At 61.3% G+C, this 18,139-nt stretch carries 25 protein-coding genes and 1 pseudogene; 14 read left to right on the forward strand and 12 right to left on the reverse strand.

Annotation, left to right across the window (positions count from 1 at the left end; translation table 11 throughout):
• The 8 genes and pseudogenes from B7X65_RS20485 to B7X65_RS20520 form a co-directional block, all read left to right on the forward strand.
• Positions 1-97, forward strand: a pseudogene (locus B7X65_RS20485) (50S ribosomal protein L2); the annotation flags it as partial.
• Positions 98-106: 9 nt separating this feature from the next.
• A complete protein-coding gene (gene rpsS / locus B7X65_RS20490; RefSeq protein ID WP_077593713.1) occupies positions 107-385 on the forward strand; it encodes a 30S ribosomal protein S19 in 279 nt (92 codons plus the stop codon).
• A gap of 9 nt (positions 386-394) precedes the next feature.
• Entirely contained in the window at positions 395-724 is a 330-nt protein-coding gene (rplV, locus tag B7X65_RS20495) for a 50S ribosomal protein L22 (RefSeq protein WP_096671109.1), read from the forward strand.
• Between the two features lie 15 nt (positions 725-739).
• Entirely contained in the window at positions 740-1,657 is a 918-nt protein-coding gene (gene rpsC / locus B7X65_RS20500; RefSeq protein WP_096671111.1) for a 30S ribosomal protein S3, read from the forward strand.
• A gap of 24 nt (positions 1,658-1,681) precedes the next feature.
• Entirely contained in the window at positions 1,682-2,098 is a 417-nt protein-coding gene (rplP, locus tag B7X65_RS20505; protein WP_077593716.1) for a 50S ribosomal protein L16, read from the forward strand.
• 11 nt (positions 2,099-2,109) lie between these two features.
• Positions 2,110-2,316 (forward strand): 50S ribosomal protein L29, encoded by a 207-nt coding sequence (rpmC, locus tag B7X65_RS20510; RefSeq protein ID WP_096671169.1) that lies wholly within the window; start codon positions 2,110-2,112, stop codon positions 2,314-2,316.
• On the forward strand, positions 2,316-2,585 hold the full coding sequence (rpsQ, locus tag B7X65_RS20515) for a 30S ribosomal protein S17 (protein ID WP_096671113.1): 270 nt from the start codon (positions 2,316-2,318) through the stop codon (positions 2,583-2,585). Before rpmC ends, rpsQ begins: the two co-directional genes overlap by 1 nt.
• A 190-nt stretch (positions 2,586-2,775) precedes the next feature.
• Positions 2,776-3,282, forward strand: a complete 507-nt coding sequence (locus tag B7X65_RS20520; protein WP_293596129.1) for a peroxiredoxin — start codon at positions 2,776-2,778, stop codon at positions 3,280-3,282.
• A 158-nt stretch (positions 3,283-3,440) separates the two neighbouring features.
• On the opposite strand, the gene B7X65_RS20525 is transcribed toward B7X65_RS20520, so the two are convergent.
• Positions 3,441-3,935 carry a GNAT family N-acetyltransferase gene (locus tag B7X65_RS20525; protein WP_293596130.1) on the reverse strand — a complete coding sequence of 165 codons (495 nt, stop codon included), beginning with the start codon at positions 3,933-3,935 and terminating at the stop codon, positions 3,441-3,443.
• 82 nt (positions 3,936-4,017) lie between these two features.
• Positions 4,018-4,698 (reverse strand): cytochrome b/b6 domain-containing protein, encoded by a 681-nt coding sequence (locus B7X65_RS20530; protein WP_293596131.1) that lies wholly within the window; start codon positions 4,696-4,698, stop codon positions 4,018-4,020.
• A 218-nt stretch (positions 4,699-4,916) separates the two neighbouring features.
• Here B7X65_RS20530 and B7X65_RS20535 point away from each other — a divergent pair, with 218 nt between their 5' ends.
• The gene (locus B7X65_RS20535) at positions 4,917-5,372 is read left to right on the forward strand and encodes a cytochrome c (protein ID WP_293596132.1); all 456 of its coding nucleotides are present in this window, start codon (positions 4,917-4,919) and stop codon (positions 5,370-5,372) included.
• Between the two features lie 188 nt (positions 5,373-5,560).
• On the opposite strand, the gene B7X65_RS20540 is transcribed toward B7X65_RS20535, so the two are convergent.
• Entirely contained in the window at positions 5,561-6,073 is a 513-nt protein-coding gene (locus B7X65_RS20540) for a TlpA disulfide reductase family protein (protein WP_293596133.1), read from the reverse strand.
• Between the two features lie 16 nt (positions 6,074-6,089).
• Here B7X65_RS20540 and B7X65_RS20545 point away from each other — a divergent pair, with 16 nt between their 5' ends.
• Together B7X65_RS20545 and B7X65_RS20550 are read left to right on the forward strand one after the other, a co-directional pair.
• Positions 6,090-6,794 (forward strand): DUF4197 domain-containing protein, encoded by a 705-nt coding sequence (locus B7X65_RS20545; RefSeq protein WP_293596134.1) that lies wholly within the window; start codon positions 6,090-6,092, stop codon positions 6,792-6,794.
• A 177-nt stretch (positions 6,795-6,971) separates the two neighbouring features.
• On the forward strand, positions 6,972-7,565 hold the full coding sequence (locus B7X65_RS20550) for an OmpW family outer membrane protein (protein ID WP_293596135.1): 594 nt from the start codon (positions 6,972-6,974) through the stop codon (positions 7,563-7,565).
• Positions 7,566-7,805: 240 nt separating this feature from the next.
• On the opposite strand, the gene B7X65_RS20555 is transcribed toward B7X65_RS20550, so the two are convergent.
• The 3 genes from B7X65_RS20555 to B7X65_RS20565 form a co-directional block, all read right to left on the reverse strand.
• The gene (locus B7X65_RS20555) at positions 7,806-8,342 is read right to left on the reverse strand and encodes a GrpB family protein (protein ID WP_293596136.1); all 537 of its coding nucleotides are present in this window, start codon (positions 8,340-8,342) and stop codon (positions 7,806-7,808) included.
• Between the two features lie 83 nt (positions 8,343-8,425).
• A complete protein-coding gene (locus B7X65_RS20560) occupies positions 8,426-9,157 on the reverse strand; it encodes an alpha/beta fold hydrolase (RefSeq protein ID WP_293596137.1) in 732 nt (243 codons plus the stop codon).
• Complete coding sequence (locus B7X65_RS20565; RefSeq protein WP_293596138.1) at positions 9,157-10,419, reverse strand: CaiB/BaiF CoA-transferase family protein; 1,263 nt, start codon at positions 10,417-10,419, stop codon at positions 9,157-9,159. Before B7X65_RS20565 ends, B7X65_RS20560 begins: the two co-directional genes overlap by 1 nt.
• 298 nt (positions 10,420-10,717) lie before the next feature.
• Between B7X65_RS20565 and B7X65_RS20570 the strand changes: the two genes are divergently transcribed.
• The 3 genes from B7X65_RS20570 to B7X65_RS20580 all read left to right on the forward strand — a co-directional run bounded on the left by B7X65_RS20570 (position 10,718) and on the right by B7X65_RS20580 (position 12,987).
• Positions 10,718-11,284 (forward strand): hypothetical protein, encoded by a 567-nt coding sequence (locus tag B7X65_RS20570; RefSeq protein ID WP_293596139.1) that lies wholly within the window; start codon positions 10,718-10,720, stop codon positions 11,282-11,284.
• A gap of 93 nt (positions 11,285-11,377) precedes the next feature.
• Positions 11,378-12,067: a hypothetical protein gene (locus B7X65_RS20575; RefSeq protein WP_293596140.1), complete on the forward strand. Its 690-nt coding sequence runs from the start codon at positions 11,378-11,380 to the stop codon at positions 12,065-12,067.
• Positions 12,068-12,522: 455 nt separating this feature from the next.
• Positions 12,523-12,987 carry a hypothetical protein gene (locus B7X65_RS20580; protein ID WP_293596141.1) on the forward strand — a complete coding sequence of 155 codons (465 nt, stop codon included), beginning with the start codon at positions 12,523-12,525 and terminating at the stop codon, positions 12,985-12,987.
• Here B7X65_RS20580 and cynS read toward each other — a convergent pair.
• The 6 genes from cynS to B7X65_RS20610 form a co-directional block, all read right to left on the reverse strand.
• Positions 12,981-13,424 carry a cyanase gene (gene cynS, locus B7X65_RS20585; RefSeq protein WP_293596142.1) on the reverse strand — a complete coding sequence of 148 codons (444 nt, stop codon included), beginning with the start codon at positions 13,422-13,424 and terminating at the stop codon, positions 12,981-12,983. The two genes, B7X65_RS20580 and cynS, sit on opposite strands and share 7 nt — an antisense overlap.
• Before the next feature lie 39 nt (positions 13,425-13,463).
• A complete protein-coding gene (locus tag B7X65_RS20590; protein ID WP_293596143.1) occupies positions 13,464-13,907 on the reverse strand; it encodes a nuclear transport factor 2 family protein in 444 nt (147 codons plus the stop codon).
• Positions 13,904-14,809 carry an ABC transporter ATP-binding protein gene (locus tag B7X65_RS20595; RefSeq protein WP_293596144.1) on the reverse strand — a complete coding sequence of 302 codons (906 nt, stop codon included), beginning with the start codon at positions 14,807-14,809 and terminating at the stop codon, positions 13,904-13,906. The genes B7X65_RS20590 and B7X65_RS20595 overlap by 4 nt, the downstream gene beginning before the upstream one ends.
• Entirely contained in the window at positions 14,799-15,668 is an 870-nt protein-coding gene (ntrB, locus tag B7X65_RS20600; protein ID WP_293596145.1) for a nitrate ABC transporter permease, read from the reverse strand. The genes B7X65_RS20595 and ntrB overlap by 11 nt, the downstream gene beginning before the upstream one ends.
• A gap of 160 nt (positions 15,669-15,828) precedes the next feature.
• Positions 15,829-17,244: a CmpA/NrtA family ABC transporter substrate-binding protein gene (locus B7X65_RS20605; protein WP_293596146.1), complete on the reverse strand. Its 1,416-nt coding sequence runs from the start codon at positions 17,242-17,244 to the stop codon at positions 15,829-15,831.
• 371 nt (positions 17,245-17,615) lie between these two features.
• Entirely contained in the window at positions 17,616-18,035 is a 420-nt protein-coding gene (locus B7X65_RS20610) for a CBS domain-containing protein (protein WP_293596147.1), read from the reverse strand.
• Positions 18,036-18,139: the final 104 nt, after the last annotated feature.

The raw sequence follows: 18,139 nt of genomic DNA on the forward strand, positions 1-18,139 counted from the left end.
CCATCCTGTCGATCCATGGGGTAACCTGACCAAAGGCTACCGCACCCGCAACAACAAGCGCACGCAAGTGATGATTGTTTCGCGTCGCAAGAAGTAAGGCCAGGAAATGACACGTTCACTCAAAAAAGGTCCCTTTGTCGACCAGCACCTGGTAGCCAAGGCTGATAAAGCCGTTACCAACAAAGACAAAAAGCCGATCAAGACCTGGTCGCGCCGCTCCATGATCCTGCCCGAGTTCATCGGCCTGACCATCGCCGTGCACAACGGCAAGCAGCACGTCCCTGTCTACATCACCGATCAAATGGTTGGCCACAAGCTGGGCGAGTTCGCACTCACCCGGACTTTCAAAGGTCATCCGGCTGACAAAAAAGTTGTGAGAAAGTAAGGAAAGACCATGGAAACACGTGCAACCCTCCGGGGCGTTCGTCTGTCGGTCGACAAGGGCCGTCTGGTCGCTGACCTGATCCGCGGCAAAAAAGTGGATCAGGCGCTCAACATCTTGACCTTCACGCAGAAAAAAGCTGCCGGAATCATCAAGAAGGTGGTGGAGTCGGCTATCGCCAACGCTGAACACAACGATGGCGCCGACATCGACGAACTGAAGGTGAAAACCATCTACGTCGAACAAGGCACCACGCTCAAGCGTTTCTCGGCGCGCGCCAAGGGCCGCGGCAACCGTATCAGCAAGCCCACGTGCCATGTGTACGTTGTGGTTGGCAATTAAGAAGGCAGACAGGATATGGGACAAAAAATCAACCCAACCGGGTTCCGCCTTGCCATCAGCCGTAACTGGTCCAGCCGCTGGTACGCGAGCAACAAGGACTTCGCCGGCATGCTGGCCGAAGACATCAAGGTTCGCGAGTACCTGAAAGCCAAGCTGAAGAACGCCGCGGTGTCGCGCGTTCTCATCGAGCGCCCCGCCAAGAACGCCCGCATCACGATTTACTCGGCACGTCCGGGCGTTGTGATCGGCAAAAAAGGCGAGGACATCGAGAACCTCAAGAAAGAACTGAGCCGCCAGCTGGGCGTGCCGGTCGCCGTGAACATCGAAGAAGTTCGCAAGCCTGAAATTGATGCCAAGCTGATCGCAGACAGCATCACCCAGCAGCTTGAAAAACGCATCATGTTCCGCCGTGCGATGAAGCGCGCCATGCAAAACGCCATGCGTCTGGGTGCCCTGGGCATCAAGATCATGTCGTCCGGCCGCTTGAACGGCATTGAAATCGCTCGTTGCGAGTGGTACCGCGAAGGTCGCGTGCCCCTTCACACCCTGCGCGCCGACATCGATTACGGCACCTCTGAAGCCAAGACCACCTATGGTGTGATCGGCGTCAAGGTCTGGGTCTACAAGGGCGACACCCTGGGCCGCGGCGATTCGCCGGGCGCCCGTCTGGATGCCGCACCTTCGGATGAAGAACGCAAGCCTCGCGGCCCGCGTCGCGATGCACGTCCTGGCGATCGCACGGACCGTCCGTCCGCACCCCGTGGAGCCGCACGCCCAGCGCGCGGCCCCGTCGGTGGTGTGAACACGGCCCCTGCGGATGGCAGCGACAAACCGGCTGAAGCTACCCCTGGTAGCGACGCCCCGAAAACCACCGTTAAGCGCGTCCGCAAAGCCGCGCCAGCTGCAGCAGCTGACGGTGCCAAGACCGAGTAATCGGTCTAACTACGGAGAATACAAATGCTGCAACCCGCTCGCAGAAAATACCGCAAAGAGCAAAAAGGCCGTAACACCGGCATCGCCACACGAGGCAACTCGGTGGCATTCGGTGATTTCGGTCTGAAGTGTACCGACCGCGGTCGCCTCACTGCTCGTCAAATCGAAGCCGCACGTCGTGCGATTTCCCGTCACGTCAAACGTGGCGGCCGTATCTGGATCCGTGTCTTCCCGGACAAGCCGATTTCCCAAAAGCCTGCTGAAGTGCGTATGGGTAACGGTAAAGGCAATCCCGAGTACTACGTGGCTGAAATCCAGCCCGGCAAGATCGTTTTTGAAATCGTCGGTGTGCCTGAAGAGCTGGCCCGCGAAGCGTTCCGCCTGGCATCTGCCAAGCTGCCGCTGCGCACCACCTTCGTCAGCCGCATGATTGGCCAGTAAGGGAAATGACCATGACCAAATCTACTGAACTGCGCAAAAAAGACGTTGCCGGCCTGCAAACCGAAGTCAAAGAGCTGCAAAAGGCCCACTTTGGTCTGCGCATGCAAAAAGCCACGCAACAACTCACCAACACCGCCACGCTGCGTTCTGCGCGCCGTGACATCGCTCGCGCCAAAACCATCCTGGCCGAGACCATCGTCAAGCAAGGAGCGAAATAATGACGGAAGCTAAAAAATCCCTCAAGCGCACCCTGGTTGGCCGTGTGGTCAGCGACAAGCGCGCGAAAACGGTGACGGTGCTGGTCGAGCGTCGTGTCAAGCACGAGCTGTACGGCAAGATCGTGTCCCTGTCGAGCAAGTACCACGCCCATGACGAAAAGGGCGAGTACAAGACGGGTGACCTGATCGAGATCACCGAAAGCCGCCCGATTTCCAAGACCAAGAACTGGGTTGTGACCAAGTTGCTGGAAAAAGCTGCTGTGGTCTGAACCTCCCCGGTTTGACCGCAAGTCATCAAAAAAGGCCCACGATGTGGGCCTTTTTTTTTTCCGCTGTCAGCCGCCCTCAGGTCGCCCGCGATGCGCGGCGGGGCTTTCGCCGGCCCCTGAACGCATAAGTCGGAATCGTTGAAAATGGTGGCTGACCGTTTTTACTCCCCCTCATTAACAAGGAGACACCATGATCAAAGTAGGCGACACCCTTCCCGCAGCCACGCTGATGGAATTTTCGGAAGTCGAAGGCAATGGCTGCAGCATCGGCCCCAATCCCGTCGACGTGAGCAAGGCGGCGGCCGGGAAAACCATTGCGCTGTTTGGCCTGCCGGGCGCTTACACGCCGACCTGCTCTGCCAAACATGTGCCGGGTTATGTCGAGACATTCGACGAGCTCAAGGCCGCCGGTGTGGACGAGATCTGGTGCGTGAGTGTCAATGATGCTTTTGTGATGGGTGCCTGGGCGCGCGACCAGAAGACCGGCGCCAAGGTCCGCATGCTGGCCGACGGCAGCGCCGACTTCGCCAAGGCCACCGGCCTGACACTGGACCTGACTGCACGCGGCATGGGCCTGCGCAGCAACCGTTATTCGATGCTGGTCAAGGACGGCAAGGTCGCCGCGCTGAACGTAGAAGGCCCCGGCAAGTTTGAAGTCAGCGACGCTGGCACCCTGCTGGCACAAGCCAAGGGCTGAGCCCCCGTCCGGGCTCGCCGGACTGTTTCCGCAGACAAGCCGCAGATCGCAGGACCTGCGGCTTTTTTGTGGGCTGCCGACGGCGAGAACTTTCGCTCAGACGCTATGAAAAAAGTAGCTGTTAGCGCCCGTTGAATAAGGGCTACAGCCTGATTTGACTACAAATCCACCTTCAGGTAGTGAGCGCCCGCTATCGGGTTGTGGTAGTAGGGCGGGATGTCCTTGAAGCCCAGATCTTCGTACAGCGCCCTTGCCGCCTCCATGTCGTTGAGGGTGTCGAGCAGGAGGCTGTGGTAACCCGCGATGCGCGCGGCATCCAGCACCGCTTCGACGAGTTGCCGTCCCAGCCCGAAGCGGCGAAAGCCCGGGCGCACATACAGGCGTTTCATCTCGCAGGCATTGTGGTAGTCCACCGTCTCCAGCGGGCGCATCGCGCAGCAGCCGGCGATCTCGCCGTCCACCAGGGCCAGCAGCAGGCAGCCCTGCGGCGGCGCATAGTCACCCGGCAGACCGGCCAACTCGGCCTCGAAGTTCTGGAAGCAGAGGTCGACGCCCAGCTGGTCGGCGTACTCCTGGAAAATCAGGCGCGTTGCCGCCAGCTGTTCCGGCGTGGCCGGGGTGATGAACTCGATGGAGGGAGAAGAAGCAGACATGGCACGGTGAAGTCCAACCCAGTGTATCGGGATTTTTCGGAGCCCCCACCGGGACTTGCCCGGGTCTGCGCTACAGGCCGTGTCAGAACGCGGGCGCGCCCAGGCTGCTGATCCAGTAGACCCCGGCCGCACAAACCAGCAGCACCCCCAGGGCCAGCAGCCGCGAGGTCGTGTCGTCACGCGAGGCGGGCGCGGGTGTCACCAGTACCTTGTCGCCATGCAGCATGGCGCCCACCAGATTGTGTTTACGCCACAGGTAGAACACGATGGCCCCGATGTGCAGCACCACCAGAGCCAGCAGGATCCACCTGCCGATGTTCTTGTGATAGTCGGTCGCCAGGCCGACGGTGGCGTTGGAGACAAAACGCGTCAGCGGACCCGCGAAGGCGATTTCGTCGTCGCTGAGCAAGCCGGTGCCGACCTGGGCCAGCAGGAAGCCCAGCATGGCAAAAACCGACCCGGCGCCGACGGGGCTGTGCCCGATGCCGTGTTCGGGCCTGCCTTTTCCCTTGAGGTAGTTGATCACGCTGGCCGGCGAATAAATGAAGGCACCAAAACGGGACCAGCGTCCGCCCACCAGCCCCCAGACGATGCGAAACAGCAGCAGCGTCAGCACCGAATAACCGAAGCGGAAGTGCCAGACCATGGCGTTGCCGCCTATCGTGCCGGTGACCGCCAGCCCGATCACCGCGGCGACCAGCGCCCAGTGAAAAAGCCGTGTGGGCAGGTCCCAGACGCGTATTTTGTGGATGTGCTGGCTCATGCGTGACTCCTCTTGTTGTGTCTGATGGTCGGGCCGTCATGCCGCCATGGTATGTTTCATGCGTCGGGTTCAGTGCCCGGCCGCTTTTCCTTGGTGCTTACCCTAGTCCTTTAGTTCCAGCGGAACTTTGCAACCGGGATAAGGCTCCTTTGACTGGCAGTCTATCGGGAAGCACTGCCCCATCGCAAGAACATCTCAAAAACCACGAGGAAAAATAAATGAAAGCTTTCGCCTGTATTGCAGCCGCTGCCACCCTGCTCGCCCTGGCCGCTCCGGCCTCTGCCCAGTTTGCCAAACCCGAAGACGCCATCAAGTACCGCCAGAGCGCGCTGTCCGTGATGGGCACGCATTTCGGCCGCCTGGGCGCCATGGCCAATGGCCGTGTCCCGTTCGACGCCAAAGTCGCCGCGGACAATGCCGAGATCGTGGCTGCCATGGCCAAACTCCCGTGGGCCGGCTTCGGTGCGGGCACGGACAAGGGCGGCAACACCAAGGCCAAGCCCGAAATCTGGACTGAGCAGGCCAAGTTCAAGGAACACAGCGACAAGCTGCAGGCGGAGTCCACCAAGCTTGCTGCCGCCAGCAAGACCGGCAGCCTCGACAGCCTGAAAACGGCGTTTGCCGCAACCGCCGATACCTGCAAGGCTTGCCACGACGCGTTCCGGAATAAATAAAGCCCCCACGGTCGCTCACTGCGTGTAGCTTCCTGCCCCCCGAGGGGGCCGCTGCGCCTGCGGGCCGGCAAAGCCGGACCCGCGGCCCCTGCTTGAAAAGACGAGCCTCCCGCGCCGGCAGTGATGAAAAAAGGCCGATTCCCTTGCGGGAGTCGGCCTTTTTTAATGGGCTTTTGAGCGAAAGCTGATCAGGTCTCGGCCAGCAGCTTTTCAATCAGCTGGTGCAGGGCCGCAAAGTCCGGCTCGCCGACGTACTGCTTGACGATTTCTCCGCGCTTGTTGACCACGTAGGTGGTCGGCGTGAGTTGCACATCGCCCCAGGCCTTGGCCACCGCACCGGTGTTGTCGATGGCCACCTTGAACGGCAGCTTGCGCGTTTCAGCGTAGTTGACGACGTAACTCGGCGGGTCGTAACTCATGGCCACCGCCAGCGTGTCATAGCCCTGGCTCTGGTACTTGTTGTAGGTGGAAATGATTTTGGGCATCTCCGCCACACAGGTCACGCAACTGGTGGCCCAGAAGTTGACCAGGGTGACCTTGCCCTTGAGGTCCGCCGTCGTCTTCTTGCTGCCGTCGAGCAGCACAAAAGTCGACTCGGGGGCCAGCTGCGCGCCGCCACAGCCGGCCAGGCCGGCAAGGGTACCCAGCACCAGCGCCGAGGCGAGGGCGATGCGGCATACTGCGCTTGAAACTGAACTCATGGGGAAGGATCTCGTCATGCAACGTCGCAATTTTAACCAGGCCGGTCTCAGCGCACTGGGCATGCTGATCCTGACCACCTACCAGCAGGCGCAGGCCCTGTCGCTGGGCGACCTGAGCAGCGCAGAAGCGTCCATCGGCCTGAAAACCGCCCTCGAAAAGGGCGCCTTGGCGGCCGTGGCCCTGCTTGGCAAGACTGATGGATTCCTCGGCAACCCGAAAGTTCGCATTCCTTTGCCCGGATACCTCGAAGACGCGTCGAAAATCCTGAAGAACTTCGGCCAGGGCAAGCGCATCGACGAGCTGGTCACGTCCATCAACCGCGCCGCCGAAGCCGCCGTGCCCATGGGCAAGGACCTGCTGGTCAGCGCCGTGCGCTCCATGAATGTCACCGACGCCAAAAACATCCTGGCCGGCGGCGAGACCTCGGTCACGAACTTCTTTGCCGAGAAAACCCGCGCCCCGCTGGGGGTGAAGTTCCTGCCGGTCGTCACCCAGGCCACGTCCAAAGTGGGGCTGGCCAACAAATACAACGAGTTCGCCGGCAAGGCCGCCGGTTTTGGTTTGGTCAAAAAGGAAGACGCCAACATCCAGCAGTACGTTACCGGCAAGACGCTGGACGGGCTCTACCTGATCATCGGCGAGGAAGAAAAAAAGATTCGCCAGGACCCGGTGGGCACGGGTAGCGCGATTCTGAAGAAGGTGTTCGGGTCCATGAAGTAGCGCGCAGGCCATCGCCAGGCACGGGGCGGCTGGCGCATGATTTTTTGATCTGCGGCAAAGTCTCGTCATCCGGTGGCTGGCGTTGGGAAGCACTTCTGCGCAGCATCAAAGTTGCGTACGTGCCAAAGGCATTCAATCGAGAACTGGGAATATTCCCTGTTCTTACCAATGTTTGCCATGAAAAAACAAGTTCTTGCCGCCGCCCTTTTGTGTTCCCTCGTGGCGGGTACCGCCATGGCCCAGCAGCCCGCCGAAGGCCCCTGGATGGTCCGCGCCAGAGCCGTGCATCTCGGCAGCACCAACGGCGACAGCACCGGCCTGGGCCTGGAGCTCAACGACAAGTGGATGCCCGAGGTGGACATCAGCTACTTCTTCAACAAGAACGTTGCGGTGGAGCTGGTGCTGACCGTGCCGCAAAAACACACCTTGACGTCGCGCGGCACCTCCCTCGGTACGCTCAAGCACCTGCCGCCCACGCTGATGGCGCAGTACCACTTTGAATCCACCGGCTTCAAGCCCTACGTGGGCGCCGGGGTGAACTACACACGCTTCAGTTCAGTCAACCTGTCCCCTGGCCTGGACGTGGACCGCAACAGCTGGGGCCCGGCCCTGCAGGCGGGCGTGGACATTCCTCTGGGCGGAAAGATGTACCTGAACTTTGATGTGAAAAAAGTCTATATCCGCACGGAGGTGTTGTCGGGCGGCGCCGGCGTGGGAAAATTCAGAATAGATCCGGTCCTGCTCGGTGTGGGCCTGGGCTGGCGCTTCTAAGTTCCCCAGCAGGACCCGAACCCGTGGGCAGCCCGCCCGCAGGCGGGGCAGCGACGGCCGCTCTGGCAGTCGCTGCCCCTTTTACTTTAACGCCCGTGGCCGAAGGCCTAGCGGCTACGCAAAATGCGTCGGCCGCGTCTTCTATAAGTAAAAAAAGCCCCTAGCCCAATGGCAACGGGCGCAAGCTGCTATCAAAAAAGGAGTGGCCGCGGATTTTTCCGCCCACACCTGAGGCGTCACTCAGTTGGGGTCCGACAGCGAGTTCACAAACGCGGTCTTGGCGCTGGTATAGGCTTCGCGGTCGGTCGGGTGCCGGACGGCCAGTTCGGCCTTGAGTGCGGCATAACGCGCTGCAAGCAGGGGGCTGGCGCGCAGTGCATCGCGAAAGCGCAAATGCCGGGTCCACACCTCACCGCCGTGAACAACAATGTGCAGGTGGTGCGTGCGGTGTCCGTCGGCCCAGCGCATGAACCACTGGCGGTCTGTCAGCGTGGCGTTGAATTCCGCTGACGTGGTGTAGCCGGATTCGCACAGTGGTTCGGTCAGCGATTTGGCCATGGCCATCGTTTCGACACCGGCCAGCAGGTCCACAACGGGTTTGGCCACCAGCCCGGGCACGGCCGTGCTTCCGATGTGTTCGATGTCGACAAAAACGAGCGGAAACAGCGCCAGCAGCCGGTCCCGCTCCGCCACAAACCTGTCCGGCCAGGCGGCGTCGTAGGCCTGCAAGGCCACTTCCTCGTGGATGGCCGCGTTCAGGGAGTCGGCGTCGTTCATGGGGAGCCTCGTCGCTCACGCCGGCGCAGGCAGTACCCGCCCGCCTGCCAGCGCGGCAGAGGAGTGGCGCCTGCGTAAATGCATCATGCCGCGCAGTCCAGAAGAATGCGCGTCAAGCCGGCGGGGTCGCTGATCATGGGGTCGTGGCCGGTCTTGAGCTCCACGATCTTCGAGTTGGGCAACCACGCGCCGTCCCAGAATTTGGGGTCTTTCACGCGCAGGCGGCTGGGCTCGATGGTGGCCAGCGCCGGCTGTGTGCAGTTGACAAAGGTCCGCGGGATCGCGGCGACACGCTTGATGTCAAAGTCCAGCGGCGCCTGGTAAGTGTTGCCGGGGTGCGGCGTCTGCCGGCGCTTGACCCAGGCGTGGTCGGCGTCATGCAGGCCAAACACTTCGGGGTCGGGCGGCGGAAAGCTGAAACGCGTCGAGGCCTGCGCCGCCGACAGGCGTTGCTGCTGCGTCGCTGCCGACTGCGTGCTGCTCCAGCTCTCTCCGGGCTTGGGCACCACCGCGTCAACGTAGACCAGGTGCTTGAGGTGTTTGCCGAGACGGTCGGCCACGGCCGTGCCAATCATGCCGGCGTAGGAATGCACCGCCAGAATCACGTCGTGCAGCTCTTCCACCTCGATGGCGCTGATCACGTCGTCGATGTGCGTGTCCAGCGTGATGCTGGGCGCCAGCAGGTGGGCGCGCTCACCCAGGCCGGTCAGCGTGACCGCGTGCACGCGGTGGCCCTGCTGCTGCAGCGCCAGGGTGACGCGTTGCCAGCACCAGCCGCCGTGCCAGGCACCATGAACAAGAACAAAATTGGCCATCAGATCACCTCTTTGTGTTTCAGGTCAGACAGTTGCGCGTCGGAGTAGTTCAACACGCTGCGCAAGACTTCCTCGGTGTGCTGGCCCAGCATGGGCGGCGGCAGGTCGGTGCGTACCGGTGTAACACTGAGTTTGATCGGGCTGGACACCAGCCGCAAGTGATTTTTTACCGGGTGCTGCCAGTCTGTGACCATGTGCCGCGCTTCGACTTGCGGATCATCAAACACCTCGGCTAAATTGTTGATCGCGCCGCACGGCACCTTGGCCGCCTCCAGCGCCGCCAGCCAGTCGGCCTTGGTACGCGTTTTCATCACGGCTTCCAGAATCGGCACCAGCTTGCTGCGGTTGAGCACGCGGTCGCGGTTCTTGGCGAACAGCGGGTTGGTCGCCAGCTCCGGGATGTTGGCCACCGTGCAGAACTTCGCGTACTGGCTGTCATTGCCCACCGCCAGAATCAAATGATCCCGCGCCGCTTCGGCGGCGCCCTCCTGCTTTTTGCCGTCTGCAGCCGGCGCGACCTCGAACACCTGGTAGGGCACGATGTTCTGGTGCGCATTGCCCGCGCGCCCCGGCACCTTGCCGCTGACCAGGTAGTTGGCGCCCAGGTTCGCCAGCATGGCTACCTGCGTGTCCAGCAACGCCATGTCCACCTGCTGGCCCTCGCCGGTTTTCTCGGCATGGCGCAGCGCAGCGAGAATCGCCACCGTCGCATACATGCCGGTCATCAGGTCCGACACCGCCACGCCCACCTTCTGCGGCCCACCGCCCAGGTCGTCGCGCTCGCCCGTCACACTCATCAGCCCGCCCATGCCCTGGATCGCGTAGTCATACCCCGCGCGCTCCGCATACGGCCCGGTCTGGCCAAAGCCGGTGACCGAGCAATACACCAGCCGCGGGTTGATGGCCTTGAGCGAGGCATAGTCCAGCCCATAACGCGCCATGTCGCCGACCTTGAAGTTCTCGACAAACACATCGCAATGCGCGACCAGCTCGCGGATCAGCCCCGCACCCTCGGGTTGGGCGATGTCGCACGTCAGCGAACGCTTGTTGCGGTTGGTACCCAGGTAGTAGGCGGCCTCCTGCGTTTCATGCCCCTGCGCGTCTTTCAAAAACGGCGGCCCCCAGGTGCGCGTGTCGTCACCGGTGCCCGGCCGTTCGATTTTGATGACGTCGGCGCCCAGGTCGGCCAGGGTCTGGGTACACCAGGGGCCCGCGAGTACGCGGGAGAGGTCGAGGATGCGGATGCCGTCTAGGGAGTTCATGGGGGCATTTTGCCTTGGTGTGGGAGGCAGTGGCAGCAGGATCAGCGTGGTTGGTGGGTGCCAAAAGCCACACTTCCTCCAATTGAGGGATGGCTCGATCGCTATGGAGGCCTAGAATTCGTTGGCAGTTGCTGCCGGGTTTGGTGGCTTGATTTATACCTGTATAAATTTGACCAATTTCTAGCAAAGTGAATGCTGGCGGATTTTCCAAGAGGATTGTGTGTCCACGTAATACCGTGGCCGCCAAGTTATACCGCAGGTTATTCGACATACATTACGTTAGAGGGCAGGGGAAACCGTGGCGACCTACCAAGCGTACTTTGATTTCACCGCGCAAAGCAGGTCCGTTGGCGCCCTGATGAAGATGTACGCCCTTCTAGACAAGGAACAGCCTGCCAAGCTCCCACTTGCTCCTGTGGTCGTGTTCCTTGCGTTCTCGATAGAGTCGTACCTGAACTCTCTTGGTGCGCGAGCCATTCCTTTTTGGGACGAAATTGAGCGGCTCCCCTGGAAGGCAAAGGTAAGCGTGCTTCACACCACTGCAAATCGCGAGGCCGACTGGGGCCAAGACCCGCTGCAGTTCGCGACCGAAGTCTTTCGCTTGCGAGACAAACTGGCCCATGGCAAGCCCGAACGTGTGCTCGGCCCGAAGCTTCCGGACCATGTCGAACCCGAGAAGATGCTTGTGGGCGACAAGCTTCAGCCAGACTGGTACAAATCACTCAATGTCGAGTGGGTGTTGAGTGCCAAGGACCGGTTTCATGCGTTGATGGTGTACTTAGGCGCGCTGTTTGGGTACCCTGAAGCAGACCATCTCCATTCGGCCTCAGGAGGCATTTTTGTCGATGACGAGCCTGCCGTCTAGCAGGTCGTTCGACACGGACGTCCGGGTGCTTCAGTGCGCTTCTCGCGCACGCTTCCCGGTCGCCGGTCAATTCCAACGTTAGATCTCACACTTATGGACGACCTACCTACAAAAAAGAGCGCCGGCGATGTCGCCCGCGAAGTCGGGCGTGCAGTTGTATCGCTCGTGCCCGTTGCTGGCGGCTCGCTGCAGGTTGTGTTCGAGAACTTCTTCACTTCTCCAATTGAGAGGAGAAAGGAGGCGTGGCTTCAACAGCTCGCCGACGTGGTGAAGGAAGTTGAGGGTCGTGTGGCGGAACTTACGCCTGAGAAGCTGGCGCAAAACGAAGCATTCGTGACGGTGGCAATGCAGGCGTCGCAGATAGCTTTGCGGAATCACCAGCAGGCAAAACTCGAAGCCTTGCGCAACGCCGTTTTAAACGCAGCGCTTCCAAATCCCCCGCAGGAAGATGAGCAGATGATCTTCTTGCGATTGATCGACCAACTTACCCCTTGGCACCTGAAAGTCCTTTCCGTGTTGGACGATCCAGTTCGATGGATGGAACTCCATGGTGTTGCGAACCCCGGCTGGGGGGCGGGGGGGCCTTCCACGGTTTTGGAGCATTGCCTTCCTGATTTGCGCGGACAACGCGAAACTTATGATCAGATCGTTCGTGACCTGCAGTCGGAAGGCTTGCTTGGGCAAGGGCAGTTTCTCCACGTGACGATGACTGGCGGAGGCATGATTGGCTCGCGAACTGCGGACCGCGGCAAGAGGTTCATTAGGTTTATCACCTCCCCATGAATTCGCCCCAAATCTGGTCTAACGTGGCAGACGACACGGACGTCCTCGCGGCACGCTGTTGCGTGCCTGTGGCCCGCCGGTCACTTCTGCGTTAGCCTTCATAACGACATGTCGGAAGTTCTCGCCGCATCACAAGCCGCCTCTACGGCTGCCGCATCTGCAACCGCCTCCGCAGCGGACCTTGCCGGCGTATTGAAGCCATTCACGCCAGACGCTTTCGCCAATGGACTGGCTACGCTTGTCGGCGCACTCGTTGGTGCAATGCTTGCATATATCTTTCAGCGTCGTATGCAGGCACGGATTGACGAGAGGCACGCGCTGACATCAGCTCACAGACTCATGTTTGCCTTGCATCAGCAGATCAATACGATTGTGTTGATTCAAAAGGACTACGTCTTTGAGCATCTCGAGAACCCAGGTCGATTCATTTCCATTCCAGCAACTCCGAGGTTTGAGTGGAAAAGAATCTGCTTCAGGTTTCCGATTTGGGCTTCTTGCTTGACGAGAAGGTTGGGCGGGAAGTTATGCACGATTTCTGGCTGGCACAAGAGAACTATGTTGAAGCACTGAATCAGTGGAATATGCGCTCCGAACTCCACTACGAGGGAGTACAGCCGGCACTTGCCGCATCGGTCATTCCCAACGGTGGAGTGGTTACGCAAGGCGCCGTAGAGCTGGTTCTCGGTAGACACCTCTTCGGAACCATAGTGAATAGCACGGATAACTGCCTAGAAACGCTTCGACGTGCATACGCAAAGCTCGCGGACGTCAAAATCAAGGCTAGGGCGCATCTTGTTGATCGGTTCAAGACCAATGACTTTACGGACTTCGACATGCCGGAGACGTTTGGTCTTGTACCGGTCGTGACTTCTCCGAGGGACGCCAGGGCGCCAGGCGGCACCCCGGTCCAGAATCAGTAAGTCTTGTACGGCAAAAACTTACCCGACAACACCACATTCACGCGATCCCCCTTGGGATCTGGCTGGCGCACGATGTCCATCGAAAAATCAATCGCGCTCATGATGCCGTCGCCGAACTCTTCGTGGATCAGTTCCTTGATCGTCGTACCGTAGACACTCACGATTTCGTACCAGCGGTAGATCAGCGGGTCGGTGGGCACGGGTGTGGGCAGTGAGCCCTTGTAGGGCACGACCTGCAGCCACTTTTGCTCTTCCGCCGTCAGCCCGAAAATCTTGCCAACCACCTTGGCCTGCTTTTCGTCAAAGGTCATCTGGCCCAGGCAGCCGGCGGTTGTCCACTCCTTGCTGAGGCCGACCTTTTTGGCGACCGATTCCCAGGTGATGCCCTTGCTGACTTTGACGGTGATGATTTTTTCGGTGATGTCGTTGCGGTTCATGGTGTTGTTCTCCGTGTTGAAAAGAAAAAAAAGGGGTGATCAGGGGGCCACAGGGCGCGGCCAGTGGAATTTGCGCTCGGCTTGTTTGATGGGCACGTCGTTGATGCTGGCCTCGCGGCGCTGCATCAGACCCAGCTCGTTGAACTCCCACTGCTCGTTGCCGTGGGAGCGGAACCAGAAGCCGGCGTCGTCGTGCCACTCGTACTCGAAGCGCACCGAGATGCGGTTGCCGGTGAAAGCCCAGAGTTCCTTCTTGAGCCGGTAGTCCAGCTCCTTGGCCCATTTGCGTTTGAGAAACTCGCGGATCATGGGCCGGCCCGAGAAGAAGTCGGCGCGGTTGCGCCAGACCGAGTCTTCGGTGTAGGCCAGCGCCACGCGGTCGGCGTCGCAGCTGTTCCAGGCGTCTTCGGCCTTCTGCACTTTTTCCTTGGCGCTTTCCAGCGTGAAGGGCGGCAGCGGCGGGCGGGCTTGCGCGGTGCTCATGCAACGGCTTTCAGCGTGACGGAGGCCGGCGCGTCGGCCAGTGCACCGCGTCCCGGTTCCACCGTGGGCGGGTGCGCCGGCGCCTTGCCGTGCGACAAATCTTTGGAGCGCGCCACCAGGAAGTCCACCAGGTGGTTGCGCAGCGGGTAGTACTGCGGGTCGTGGTGCACGGTGGCGCGCTGGCGGTCGCGCGGCATGGTGTTGCGCACGATCTCGGCCACACGCGCCTGCGGGCCGTTGCTCATCAGCAGGATCTTGTCGGCCAGCAGCACGGCTTCGTCCACGTCGTGCGTGATCATGAACACCGTTTGCTGCGTTTCACGCACGATGGCCAGCAGCTCGTCCTGGATGGTGCCGCGTGTCAGTGCATCCAGCGCGCCGAAGGGTTCGTCGAGCAGCAGCATCTTGGGCTCGATCGCAAAGGCGCGCGCAATGCCGACGCGCTGCTTCATGCCGCCCGACAGGGCCGAAGGTTTCTTGTCGATGGCGGCCGACAGGCCCACCAGCGCCACGTATTTCTGTACATGGGCATCAACCTGCGCCGAGGTCCAGTCCGGCCATTTGGAGCGCACCGCAAAAGCGATGTTCTTGCGCACCGTGAGCCAGGGCATGAGCGCATGGCCCTGGAACACCACGCCGCGCTCCAGGCTGGGGCCGGCGACCTCGCGGCCGTCCATGAACACATGGCCGGCGCTGGCTGTCTCGAGCCCTGCGAGCACATTGAGGATGGTGGTCTTGCCGCAGCCCGAGTGGCCGATGATGCAGACGAACTCGCCGCGGTTGATGCTGAAGTTGACCTCGTCGAACACCGGCTCGGTGGTGCCGGGGTAGGACTTGGCCAGGCCTTCGACCTGCAGGAAGGGGCGGCCCGATGCGGCGCCGGGGGCGGGATTATTCAGCATAGGTCACCCACTTCTGCATCTGCGCAAACATCAGGTCCAGCAGCATGCCCATCACGCCGATCACGACGATGGCAAAAATTACATTGGTCAGCGAGAGGTTGTTCCATTCGTTCCAGACAAAGTAGCCGATGCCGGTACCGCCCACCAGCATTTCGGCGGCCACAATCACCAGCCAGGCGATGCCCATGGAGATGCGCATGCCGGTCAGGATGGTCGGCGCGGCGGCCGGCAGGATCACCAGAAAGGCCTTGCGCAGCGGCTTGACTTCCAGCGTCTTGGCGACGTTGAGCCATTCACGCTTGACCGCCGACACACCGAAGGCGGTGTTGATCAGCATGGGCCAGACCGAGCAGATGAAGATCACGAAGATGCCCGAGGTGGACGAGTCCTTGATGGTGTACAGCGCCAGCGGCATCCAGGCCAGCGGCGAGATGGGTTTGAGCACCTGGATGAAGGGGTCGAGCGCGCGGCGCAGCAGCGGCGACATGCCGATGACAAACCCGAGCGGAATCGCCACCACGCAGGCCAGCAGAAAGCCCAGCGCGACACGGCCCAGCGAATGCCCGAGCTGGATGGCAATGCCCTTGTCGTTGGGGCCGCGGTCGTAAAACGGATCGCTGAGCTGGTCCACAAAAGTCTTGCCCATCTGCCCGGGCGTCGGGAAGCCGGAGGCCTTGCCGGCGCCCGGGTCCTTGCCCATCATCTTCTGGTACTCGATCTGCTCGGCCGTCATGCCCGTGACATTGCCGCCGGTGCTGGCTGGCGAGGCCGTGGCCGCGTACCAGACGACGATGAACACCACGAAAAGCACGGCGGAGACGATGCCTGCGCGGAAGCCCAGGGTTTTGAAAATATTCATGGCGTGATCAGATGGTTGCGTTGGCCGTGGCCAAACCGCTGGGGCTTGGTCCCCCGGTCCGTTCGCCCTGAGCTTGTCGAAGGGTTCCTCGTATCGTGTACGGAGGCTTCGACAGGCTCAGCCCGAACGGTCAGGTGGCGGTGTCGTCTTGCCGGTCTCTTCATGCCATCTTGTTGATCGGGAAGCTCTTCGCGTAGGCATCCGCTTTTGCCGCGTCGAACTCCTTGCCCATGATCTTGAACTTGGGGTAGGCGCCTTCGGGCGTTGGCTGGCCGAGTTCCTTCATGTACTTCTTGGCGTCGGTGATCAGGAAGACCTTTTCGGCGATCTGCTTGTAGTTGACCTCGCCCTTGACGTAGCCCCAGCGCTTCATCTGCGTGAGCATCCAGACGGCCATCGACTGCCACGGCATCGGGTCGAAGTCGGCGCGGTCGGGCACGTTCTTGATGTTGCCCAGGCCGTCGGCGAATTTGCCGGTCAGTACCTGGTTCAGCACGGCTTCGGGCTGGTTCAGGTACTGCGCCGGGGCGATCACCTTGGCGATCAGCTCGCGGTTTTTCGGGTCGCGCGCCATGGCGGCGGCCGTCAGTACCGAGCGATACAGCGCGGCGAAGGTGTTGGGGTTCTTCTGGATGAACTCTGTAGAGGTGCCGAAGGCGCAGCAGGGGTGGCCGTTCCACAGGTCACGGGTCAGCACGTGGATGAAGCCGGCTTCCTCGTACACAGCGCGCTGGTTGAAAGGATCGGGGCCGAGGAAGCCGTCGATGTTGCCGGCGCGCAGGTTGGCCACCATCTCGGCCGGCGGCACCACGCGCAGCTGCACGTCGGTGTCGGGGTTCAGGCCGGCTTCGGCCAGGTAGTAACGCAGCAAAAAGTTGTGCATCGAGAACTCGAAGGGAATCGCAAACTTGAAGCCCTTCCAGTTTTTCGGGTCGCGGTTGTTCTTGTGCTTGAGCGCCATCGTGATGGCCTGGCCGTTGATGTTCTGGATGGTCGCCACATTCATCGGCGTGGCGTTGGAGCCCAGGCCCATGGAGATCGCCAGCGGCATGGGCGACAGGAAGTGCGTCGCGTCGTATTCCTTGTTGATCATCTTGTCGCGGACCAGCGCCCAGCCGGCGGTTTTGGTCACTTCGACATTGAGGCCCTGCTGTTTATAAAAGCCCAGCGGGTGGGCCATGATCAGCGGCGTGGCGCAGGTGATGGGGATGAAGCCGATCTTCAGGTTGGTTTTTTCCAGGGTGCCGGGCTTTTTGCCGGCGTCCTGCGCCAGGGCCTGCATGGTGCCGACCGGCAGCACGCTGGCAATCGCGGCCATGGCCGTGCCCTTGCCGACGGCGCGCAGGAAGCGGCGCCGCACTTCGTCCTGCGGGAACAGGGCCTTGACCAGCGTGGCTTCAATGAACTCGTTGGAGTAGGCCTCGAACTCGCTGGTCTGGCTGCGGCGGCGCAGCTCGATGGCGGCGCTGTCGGCAGCGACGGCTGCGTGGTGATCGGCCACGGTGTGGTCCTTGCCGCAGCTGCACTTGAGCATCAGCGGTTTGTCGGCGTCGTAAGGCGAGAAGTAGTCGGACATGGCGCGCACCTTTCAGTTGAAGATGCGGATGTCTTGCAAGCAGCGGGCCACTTTGGCCGGGAGTGCGGTCTGCGCCGTATTTCGCTGTTGATGGAATGACGCGGTGTAGGGCGGGCACTACAAAACGGGTGCCGTGGGCGGTGTTTTGCGGGCGGGGCGCGCTTGTGGCGGCTGCTTTACAGCGGGAACGATGTTAGAACAATTTGGGAGCGCGATGCCGTTTTGGCCCGCCGCACCAAATTGGCGCATGCAAGCATGCTTGTCATCCCGGACTCGATCCGGGATCCATGCGCACGTTCCACCGCAAGCGGGCGCACGAGGCATGGATTGCGGGTCAAGCCCGCAATGACAAGGAAGTGGGTCGGGTTGGCTCAGGCAGGTGAGGAGATCTCGCCCAGCGACTGGCCGACGTCTTCTTCGTCCTGCCCCTTGACCGCGATGTCGCCGATGGAAATGATGCCAACCAGGCGCTCAGCCCCGTCCAGCACCGGCAGGCGGCGGATCTGGCTGGACGCCATGTCGGCCAGCACGGTGTCCAGGTCGTCGCTTTCGCGGGCGGTGCGGATGTCGGTGCTCATCACCTTGGCCAGCGGCGTGTTGCCGTCCAGGCCTTGCGCCACGGCGCGTACCACGATGTCACGGTCGGTCACCATGCCGAGCAGCTTGTCGCCCTCGCACACGGGGATCACGCCCACGTCGAGTTCTTCCATGGCTTTGGCGGCCTCGGTGATGGTGCTGTCGGAGGTGAGGGTTCGTACATCGCGGGTCATCACGTCGTTGACGGTGGTCATGAAAATTCTCCTTGGGTGGCGCCGGCGGCACCGTGTGACCAGCATGGTGCGCGGCGGGCGCCCTGTGAGTCAGCAGGCACCCATGTGGCCGTAGGACAAGCGCG

The sequence above is a fragment of the Polaromonas sp. 39-63-25 genome, from assembly GCF_002278925.1.
Lineage (GTDB): Bacteria > Pseudomonadota > Gammaproteobacteria > Burkholderiales > Burkholderiaceae_C > Polaromonas.

Bases quoted from the DNA above. Each gene is read 5' to 3' on its own strand.
- rpsS (WP_077593713.1), top strand. From the start codon at position 107: ATGACACGTTCACTCAAAAAAGGTCCCTTTGTCGACCAGCACCTGGTA.
- rplV (WP_096671109.1), top strand. From the start codon at position 395: ATGGAAACACGTGCAACCCTCCGGGGCGTTCGTCTGTCGGTCGACAAG.
- rpsC (WP_096671111.1), top strand. From the start codon at position 740: ATGGGACAAAAAATCAACCCAACCGGGTTCCGCCTTGCCATCAGCCGT.
- rplP (WP_077593716.1), top strand. From the start codon at position 1,682: ATGCTGCAACCCGCTCGCAGAAAATACCGCAAAGAGCAAAAAGGCCGT.
- rpmC (WP_096671169.1), top strand. From the start codon at position 2,110: ATGACCAAATCTACTGAACTGCGCAAAAAAGACGTTGCCGGCCTGCAA.
- rpsQ (WP_096671113.1), top strand. From the start codon at position 2,316: ATGACGGAAGCTAAAAAATCCCTCAAGCGCACCCTGGTTGGCCGTGTG.
- B7X65_RS20520 (WP_293596129.1), top strand. From the start codon at position 2,776: ATGATCAAAGTAGGCGACACCCTTCCCGCAGCCACGCTGATGGAATTT.
- B7X65_RS20525 (WP_293596130.1), bottom strand. From the start codon at position 3,935: ATGTCTGCTTCTTCTCCCTCCATCGAGTTCATCACCCCGGCCACGCCG.
- B7X65_RS20530 (WP_293596131.1), bottom strand. From the start codon at position 4,698: ATGAGCCAGCACATCCACAAAATACGCGTCTGGGACCTGCCCACACGG.
- B7X65_RS20535 (WP_293596132.1), top strand. From the start codon at position 4,917: ATGAAAGCTTTCGCCTGTATTGCAGCCGCTGCCACCCTGCTCGCCCTG.
- B7X65_RS20540 (WP_293596133.1), bottom strand. From the start codon at position 6,073: ATGAGTTCAGTTTCAAGCGCAGTATGCCGCATCGCCCTCGCCTCGGCG.
- B7X65_RS20545 (WP_293596134.1), top strand. From the start codon at position 6,090: ATGCAACGTCGCAATTTTAACCAGGCCGGTCTCAGCGCACTGGGCATG.
- B7X65_RS20550 (WP_293596135.1), top strand. From the start codon at position 6,972: ATGAAAAAACAAGTTCTTGCCGCCGCCCTTTTGTGTTCCCTCGTGGCG.
- B7X65_RS20555 (WP_293596136.1), bottom strand. From the start codon at position 8,342: ATGAACGACGCCGACTCCCTGAACGCGGCCATCCACGAGGAAGTGGCC.
- B7X65_RS20560 (WP_293596137.1), bottom strand. From the start codon at position 9,157: ATGGCCAATTTTGTTCTTGTTCATGGTGCCTGGCACGGCGGCTGGTGC.
- B7X65_RS20565 (WP_293596138.1), bottom strand. From the start codon at position 10,419: ATGAACTCCCTAGACGGCATCCGCATCCTCGACCTCTCCCGCGTACTC.
- B7X65_RS20575 (WP_293596140.1), top strand. From the start codon at position 11,378: ATGGACGACCTACCTACAAAAAAGAGCGCCGGCGATGTCGCCCGCGAA.
- cynS (WP_293596142.1), bottom strand. From the start codon at position 13,424: ATGAACCGCAACGACATCACCGAAAAAATCATCACCGTCAAAGTCAGC.
- B7X65_RS20590 (WP_293596143.1), bottom strand. From the start codon at position 13,907: ATGAGCACCGCGCAAGCCCGCCCGCCGCTGCCGCCCTTCACGCTGGAA.
- B7X65_RS20595 (WP_293596144.1), bottom strand. From the start codon at position 14,809: ATGCTGAATAATCCCGCCCCCGGCGCCGCATCGGGCCGCCCCTTCCTG.
- ntrB (WP_293596145.1), bottom strand. From the start codon at position 15,668: ATGAATATTTTCAAAACCCTGGGCTTCCGCGCAGGCATCGTCTCCGCC.
- B7X65_RS20605 (WP_293596146.1), bottom strand. From the start codon at position 17,244: ATGTCCGACTACTTCTCGCCTTACGACGCCGACAAACCGCTGATGCTC.
- B7X65_RS20610 (WP_293596147.1), bottom strand. From the start codon at position 18,035: ATGACCACCGTCAACGACGTGATGACCCGCGATGTACGAACCCTCACC.